The organism is Kribbella albertanoniae, assembly GCF_004348455.1.
GTDB lineage: Bacteria > Actinomycetota > Actinomycetes > Propionibacteriales > Kribbellaceae > Kribbella > Kribbella albertanoniae.
The window spans coordinates 22716-30309 of record NZ_SMKA01000078.1 but is presented as its reverse complement, the minus strand read 5'-3'; the positions used below and the strand labels follow the sequence as shown (position 1 = coordinate 30309).

The window sequence follows — 7594 nt, the reverse complement described above, 5'->3', positions numbered from 1 at the left end:
CGGCCACGCCCCACGCACCATGGCCAGCCTCCGCAACCTCGCGATCACCCTGCTACGCCACGCAGGCTGGAACAACATCGCAGCCGGACTCCGACATCACGCCCGAGACCACAAACGCGTACTCAGCTTGCTTCTGGCCAAGTGAAAAGACGACTTTGCCGAGGCCCTGGTTCAAGACCCAGGATCCGAACGGCAACGGCAAGGCCGACGAGATCCCGCTGACGACCGACATCCAGGACAGCAGCCTGATGGGCTACCTGATGAACGCGTTCGCGTACAACCCGGTCGGTGCCAACAACGGCAACCGTTCGCTGCTGGCGCTGAACGGGGACAAGGTCGTCACGCCGGTCAACACAGATGCCTGGAAGGAGGGGCTGAAGTACATCGGATCGCTGTACAAGGAAGGATTGATCGACAAGGCCGCGTTCACTCAGAATGCGGAGGCACTCAAGGCGCAGGGCAACGATCCGAAGGCGGTTGTGCTTGGCTCGGTGCCGGTGCTCTGGCCGGGAATCTTCGTCCAGCTCGGTTCGAAGGACGGCCGGGACAAGCAGTACGACGCGGTCCCGCCGCTGACCGGCCCCGAGGGTAAGAGCTACACCGGGTACAACTACCCGAGCTCGACCGGCTACACCTTCATGCTGACCAACAAGGCCAGCAAGGAAGCTCAAGTCGCCGCGGTGAAGATGCTCGACTACATCTACAGCGAAGAGGGCCGCAGGGTCGCCATCATGGGCCCCGAGGGGGTCGGCTGGTCCGCGCCGCGTCCTGGTGACATCGCGCTCGACGACAAGACCAAGGTCGGCTATTACCGGTTCACCGAGGACGAGCACAAGAAGAACATCTCGTGGGATGCGATGGCGCAGTACAACGTCACGCTGAACTACCGCAACGAGCAGGCTGTGCCGGCCGATATCTACTCCGACTCGGGTCTTGAGCGGCGGCTGTACAAGGAGACGACGGAGAAGTACGAGGGGCACGAGGACAAGGCGCAGTGGTTCCCACAGACCTCGGTCTGGCCGGACCCCAGCCTCAGCGGTGAGCTGGCGACGCTGCAGACGAACCTGAGCAGCTACGTCAGTCAGAACCAGTTGGCGTTCATCACCGGATCGAAGAACATCGACACGGATTGGGACACCTACGTGAAGGGTCTCGACAGCACCGGGATGACCCGCTACCTGGAGATCAACCAGCAGGCCTACGACAAGTACAAGTCCGGGAGCAAGTAGCACCTATGTCCCATGAACTGTGGTTCCGTACTCCCGCGCCGGACTGGTTCGAGGCGTTGCCGGTGGGCAACGGGCATCTCGGAGCGAAGGTGTTCGGCCGGGTCGGTGCGGAGCGGATCGCGCTGAATCTCGATGATGTGTGGTCCGGCGACGGGCCGCGCACGCTCGACGTGACGGGCGGTCCGGAGGCGTTGGCCGACGTACGGCGGTTGTTGCTGGCTGACGGTGATCGGTTGGCGGCGACCGAGCGGACCCGGGATCTGCAGGGTCCGCTGGTCGAGTCGTACCAGCCGTTGGCCGACCTGTTGATCCAGACGGTCGGGGAGCCCAGCGACTATCGCCGGAGCCTCGATCTGCGGACCGGCGTGGTCGGTGTCGACTACACAGTGCAGGGGACGCGGTTCCGGCGCGAGACCTATGTGTCCGCGCCGGACCAGGTGCTGGTCTGGACGATCACGGCCGACCAGGCCGGGGCGATCGATCTGGACCTCGGTCTGGAGAGTCAGCATACGATCCGGACAGTGGTTGCTGACGGCATCTATGGTGCCGTTGGTCATGCGCCGTCGGAGCTGACGATCGAGTATCGCGAGAGCCCGGATCCGATCCAGTACCGCGACGGTCATGGGATCGGGTTCGGGATCGCTGTCAAGGTGCATCATGACGGTGGTGAAGTGGTGCTCTCGGACGACGGCATCATCGTCAGGGGCGCGACCAGCGTGACGGTGTTGCTGGCGGCGGCGAGCACGTTCGAAGGCTGGTCGGTGCCGCCGGGTCGCGATCCGCACACTGCGTTGCGCGCGGCAACCGACGTACTGAAGGCTGTTGAGCTGGACAAGGTGCGCGAGCGGCACATCGAGGATCACCAAGCGTTGTACGGCCGTGCGGAACTGCAGCTGGACAGCGACGATCGGGTCGCCCTCATGTTCAACTTCGGCCGCTACCTGTTGATCGCGTCCTCGCGGCCGGCGACGCAGGCGGCCAACCTGCAAGGCATCTGGAACGAGGACCGTCGGCCGATGTGGGCCAGCGACTGGACCAACAACATCAATACCCAGATGAACTACTGGCCCGCCGACCTCACCGGGCTGAGCGAGTGCTTCGAGCCACTCATCGACAACCTGGAGGCGTTGGCTGCCTCCGGCGCGAACACGGCAAAGATCCTGTACGACGCTCCCGGCTGGGTGTCGCACCACAACTCGGACATCTGGGCCGCGACCTGGCCGGTTGGCGAAGGTGGTGACGATCCTGTCTGGGCGATGTGTGCCACGTGCGGCGTCTGGCTGACCGCGCACCTGATGGAGCATTACCGCTTCGGCCAGAATCTCGACGTACTGCGGGATCGGTCGTATCCGTTGATCGCAGGTGCCGCGGAGTTCGTGCTCGCGATGCTGGTCGAGGACGGTGATGGCCGGCTGCAGTTCGTTCCGTCGACCGCGCCGGAACATCACTTCGTCCTGCCGTCGGGGGAGAAGGCCTCGGTCGACCTGACGTCGACGTACGACATCTGGTTGATCCGTGAGCTCTTCGCCAACCTCGCCGAGGCCGAGACCGCGCTGGGGCTGACATCTGAGCTCAATAAACGTGCACAAGCAGCTCGGGAGCGGTTGCCGGAGATCAGGATCACGCCCGACGGACGGCTGAACGAATGGCCGACCGACTGGACGCCGTCCGAGATCAACCACCGTCACCAATCGCATCTCTACGGCCTGCATCCGGGTGCGGAGATCGACCCGGCCTGTACGCCGGAATGGGCGGAAGCAGCTCGGAGATCGCTGACCGTGCGGACCGATGGTGCGACGAACGGCGGGTGGACCGCGGCCTGGCTGGTGGCGTTGTGGGCGCGGTTGTTCGAGGCGGAGAAGGCGTACGACGTCATCCAGGACTACCTGGCTCGTCTGGTCTCGGACAATCTGCTGCATCGTGACGGGGACATCTTCCAGATCGACGCGAACTTCGGCATGACCGGATGCATCCCGGAGTTGCTGATCCAGAGCCACACCGACGTGATCCGGCTGCTGCCTGCGCTGCCCGCTGCCTGGCAGGACGGCTCGTTCCGCGGGATGCGGGCTCGTGGGGGACTGGTCTTCGACGTCACGTGGCGTGGTGGGCAGGTCACTGCAGCGACGGTTGTTGCCTCGCGCACCGGAACGCACCGGATCGCGATCCAGGACCGAGAAGTTGTTGTCAGCCTCACCGCCGATCAGCCGATGGAGCTGATTAGGTAAGGTAAACCTTCGTGAAGAAACTAGTGGGAGTCGTCGTCGTGGCCGCGGTCCTGGCGCTGGCCGGCTGTGGTGGTAGCGACACGCAGAGTGCCAACACCGGTGCCGGGGACAAGGAAGTGGCGACCGGCGGGCGGCTGTTCAAGACCGCTGACGCGGAGACCGCCAAGCTCGGCTCGGACGCGCAGCCGGGAGCCTTCCCGCGGACCGTCAAGCACTCGCTCGGCGAGGCCAAGCTGGACAAGAAGCCCAGCCGGGTCGTGGTGCTGGACAGCGGTGAGCTGGACGACGTGCTCGCGCTCGGCATCACGCCGGTCGGGATGGCCACGAACACCGGGCAGAACGGCGTCCCGTCGTACCTGGCTGACAAGGCGCAGGGGATCAAGACGGTCGGCGGGGTCAGCGAACTGAACCTCGAGGCGATCGCCGCGCTGAAGCCGGACCTGATCCTGGGCAGCAAGCTGCGCGCGGCCACGCTGTACGACAAGCTGAACGCGATCGCCCCGACGGTGATGAGCATCCGGCCCGGGTTCCCCTGGAAGGAGAACTTCCTGCTGGTCGCGGACGCGGTCGGCGAGGAGGACAAGGCCACCCAGGTCCTGAACGACTACCAGAAGCGCGCCGACGAGGTGAAGGGCAAGGTCCAGGGCTCGCCGACGATCTCGCTGGTCCGGTTCCGCCCGGCCGAGATCCGGCTGTACGGCAACCTGTCGTTCATCGGCGTGATCCTGAAGGACATCGGGCTGCCGCGGCCGAAGGTGCAGGACGTCCAGGACCTCGCGGTCGAGGTCTCCGAGGAGAACATCGGCCAGGCCGACGGCGACTGGATCTTCTACTCCAGCTTCGGCCCGATCACCGGTACCAAGGAGAACCAGGTCATCAACGGCAACCTCTGGAAGGCCCTCCCCGCGGTCAAGGCAGGCCACGCCAAGCGCGTCGACGACGAGGTCTGGTTCCTAGGCCTAGGCCCCCTCGGCGCCATGGACACCCTCACCGACCTCGAAACCCTCCTCAGCGGCCAGAGCTAACGTCCGAAGCCCCGGAGGCGGGCCCTCCGATCCTTCGGACGTTGTTGGTGGCCACGCGTAACGTCCGAAGCGGCGGAGGCGGGCCCTCCGTTCTTTCGGACGTTGTGGGTGGGCCACGCGTAACGTCCGAAGCGGCGGAGGCGGGCCCTCCGTTCTTTCGGACGTTGTTGGTGGCCACGCGTAACGTCCGAAGCGGCGGAGGCGGGCCCTCCGTTCTTTCGGACGTTGTGGGTGGGCCACGCGTAACGTCCGAAGCGGCGGAGGCGGGCCCTCCGTTCTTTCGGACGTTACGGGCAGGGGTTAGCGGAGTGGTTGCCAGTCGGTGAAGGTGGGGGAGCCGGCGGTGGATTGGGTGCGGTGGAGGACGCGGCCGTCGGGTTGGCGGATGACGAGGGTTAGGCGGTTGTCGGTACGGCGTTGGGTGACTGGGTCGTCGGCGGCGTTGCCGGCCAGCCTGTCCCAGCCGGTGAAGGGGCCGTTGTCGGTGTCCTGGCGAGACCACCAGATCGAGCCGTCGGCGGCTCGGGCGAACATGGCTAGGCGGCCGCCTGCTTGCTCGACGAGGACTGGGTCGTTCGCGGGGGCGGCGCCGAGGCTGGTGAAGGGGCCGAATCCGGTGGATTGGTAGACGACGGACAGAGCGCCTTCCCAGCGGCGTGCCACGAGGACGAGGCGCCCGTCAGCTTGCCGGGCCACGGCTGGTCCGCCGTCGAAGGATGGTGAGCCCTCCACGGCCTGCCAGCCGGTCCACGCGGTACCGGCCTGCTGGTTGAACCAGATCTGACCACCAGCCTCTTTCGCCGCCCGGGCGAACAGCACCAGCGAACCGTCCTGATTGGTACCGATCACGGGCTGACCAGCCGGGCTGGCCCCCAGGTCCTGCCACGCACTCGCGAAAGCCCCGTTCGGCGCCTGCTGGACGTTCACGTAGACCCGGGAGCCCGGCGCCTCGTTGCGCCGGGTGACGACGATCAGCCGGCCATCCGCCGTACGGCTAACCACTGGATCGCCCGCCGACGCTGAGCCGGGCAACTGGGCCCAGCCTGGGTGACCGCCGTTCGGTGCCGACTGCAAGTTCCACCAGATCGATCCGTCGGCGGCCCGGGAGAACAACGCGACTCGGCCATCGGGCTGCCGGGCTGCAACCGGCCGGCCCGCCGGGCTCGCGCCGAACTTGGTCCACGACCCGTACTCGGTCGAGCTCCACACATTCGCTTCACACCGGTTCGCGGTGTGGCCCAGCACGGTCATCCGGCCGTCCTCCTGTGCAACCAGTTCAGGCCTGGCCCCGCTGGTGAAGGAGAGCGGTGCCTGCGCATGCGCGAGCCGGTAGGCCCAGTAGTTGCCGCCGGGAGGTTCGGTGGCGAAGTACACGTCCAGCTCGGAGCCGTCCGCGATCATGCCGTACGCGTTCCGCACGATGCCCGAGTTGTGGTTGTACCTGTACCCGCTGTGGCACTCGGTCAGCCGACCCACCACGCTCCAGGTACCGGTCCCCGACCAGATCGCGGACCCTGCGATCCGGTTGATCTCAACGTCCGGCTGGACTCGCTCGTTACCGGAGCCGGTGTCACGGGACACCAGGAACTCGTCGCGCGCCGGGTCGTACACGAAGGACGCGTTGTGCAGGAACGGGCCGCCGCCGGGCTCCGGGGTGAGGCCGTTCGCGGGCAGCTCGACGCGCGGGCCGATCTTCGGGTTGTTGGCGTCGCTGAGGTCGACCTCGCGCCGCATCACCTGGCCCACCCCGCTGTAGAACACGAGCAGCTTGCCAGCGCCGTCGATCGAGGTGACGCTCGGCTGGCCGACACCCCAGGTGCTCACGTTGGGATCGGTGGACCGGTCCAGCAGTGCGTTCCGGCTGAGCTTCCACGGGCCCTGCGGCTGGTCGGCATACGCGACGCCGACCACGTTGATCGCGTCCGCGCCGGGGTGCTTCCCCAGGTCGGGGTAGCCCAGGACGAACATCGCCCAGGCATACGTGTGGCCGTCGTACCGGAACGAACCCCGCACCACCTCGGGATCGCAGATGTGGTTCGAGGCCCACGCCGGTGTGTCAGCCGCCTGCGGGTTGAGCGGGAACTGGACCGCTCCCCACGCATACGTGCCGTCGGCGCGGCGGGTGCCGTAGTTCATGCCGACGTGGTCCCAGGTCTGGCCGGGAACCCGGTTGGCGCAGGTGTAGACCATGCGCTCGGTCGGCGAGAGCTGCACGATCGAGGGTGCGTACATGTAGAACGGTCCGCTGCCGGGCGGGACCGGTACGCCGGCGTTCGGGGCGGCCTGGGGGTTCCAGGTACCGGCGGGCTCGGCGGCATGGGCGGGGAGGGCGAACTGGACGGCCAGTAGCAGCGCAACCAGGGCGATTCGGGCGAGACGCATGGGCACATGGTGTGGGGGAGCGACCTTGACCGCTACCGTTTCCATGCTGGGTGAAAGCCGCTAAGCCATGGACTCAGTCCGGTACGCGGCCGCGGTCGGTGACCGGGACGTCCGGTGCGTACTGCGCGACGGCAGCCACGAGATCGTCGTACGGCATGGCACGTCCGATGACTTCGTGTGCGCCCGGCCACGGCCGGGACGGTCCCCAGGCCTTCGAGCTGCGTGGAAGGGCTTCGGCGTCGTGCAGCAGTACGACGAGGTACGGCTCCCACTCGTCGTCCTCAGCACTGCCGAGCGGCCGCTCGATCCGGCAGAGGCCGCGGACCTCGTCCCACCCGACCGTGCGTGGCTGCGCGCCGCCGAGATGCACACCAACGGCATCGATCGAGAGCAGTACGTCGTCCTCGTCCGCCTGCTGCCGCTCCTCCAGCGCAGTGATCGCGCCGATCGCCAGCAGGAACGGCATCCCGAGCGCGAAGATCAGCGGGCTGCCGCCCCAGGACAGCCAGATCGTCTCCAGCGCGTCGCGCACCGAGTTGCCCTGGGCACGCGCGATCACGACGGCCAGCAGTGTGATCAGCACCTCGGCCCCGACCAGCAGCGCACAGACGAGCAACATCGTCTTGGTGGTGCCCAGCCCATGTCGCTTGACGACAAACGGCTCCACACTTTGGTCAGGCGACATACACCGCATTGTCAGTGTTATCCGCCGAACGCACCAGCGCTCTCACGC

General features: G+C 66.7%; 5 protein-coding genes. 3 read left to right on the top strand and 2 right to left on the bottom strand.

Annotated features, from left to right (window positions below; translation table 11 throughout):
- The first annotated feature begins 155 nt into the window (after positions 1-155).
- The 3 genes from E1261_RS18695 to E1261_RS18685 are packed head-to-tail and all read left to right on the top strand — an operon-like array spanning position 156 to position 4479.
- Positions 156-1229: a type 2 periplasmic-binding domain-containing protein gene (locus E1261_RS18695; RefSeq protein WP_202874816.1), complete on the top strand. Its 1074-nt coding sequence runs from the start codon at positions 156-158 to the stop codon at positions 1227-1229.
- A 5-nt stretch (positions 1230-1234) separates the two neighbouring features.
- Complete coding sequence (locus E1261_RS18690; protein WP_132408161.1) at positions 1235-3454, top strand: glycoside hydrolase family 95 protein; 2220 nt, start codon at positions 1235-1237, stop codon at positions 3452-3454.
- An 11-nt stretch (positions 3455-3465) separates the two neighbouring features.
- Complete coding sequence (locus tag E1261_RS18685; RefSeq protein ID WP_132408160.1) at positions 3466-4479, top strand: ABC transporter substrate-binding protein; 1014 nt, start codon at positions 3466-3468, stop codon at positions 4477-4479.
- A 300-nt stretch (positions 4480-4779) separates the two neighbouring features.
- On the opposite strand, the gene E1261_RS18680 is transcribed toward E1261_RS18685, so the two are convergent.
- Positions 4780-6861 carry a PLL family lectin gene (locus E1261_RS18680; RefSeq protein WP_132408159.1) on the bottom strand — a complete coding sequence of 694 codons (2082 nt, stop codon included), beginning with the start codon at positions 6859-6861 and terminating at the stop codon, positions 4780-4782.
- Between the two features lie 73 nt (positions 6862-6934).
- Positions 6935-7546: a hypothetical protein gene (locus E1261_RS18675; protein WP_132408158.1), complete on the bottom strand. Its 612-nt coding sequence runs from the start codon at positions 7544-7546 to the stop codon at positions 6935-6937.
- Positions 7547-7594: the final 48 nt, after the last annotated feature.

Bases quoted from the DNA above. Each gene is read 5' to 3' on its own strand.
- E1261_RS18680 (WP_132408159.1), bottom strand. From the start codon at position 6,861: ATGCGTCTCGCCCGAATCGCCCTGGTTGCGCTGCTACTGGCCGTCCAG.
- E1261_RS18690 (WP_132408161.1), top strand. From the start codon at position 1,235: ATGTCCCATGAACTGTGGTTCCGTACTCCCGCGCCGGACTGGTTCGAG.
- E1261_RS18675 (WP_132408158.1), bottom strand. From the start codon at position 7,546: ATGTCGCCTGACCAAAGTGTGGAGCCGTTTGTCGTCAAGCGACATGGG.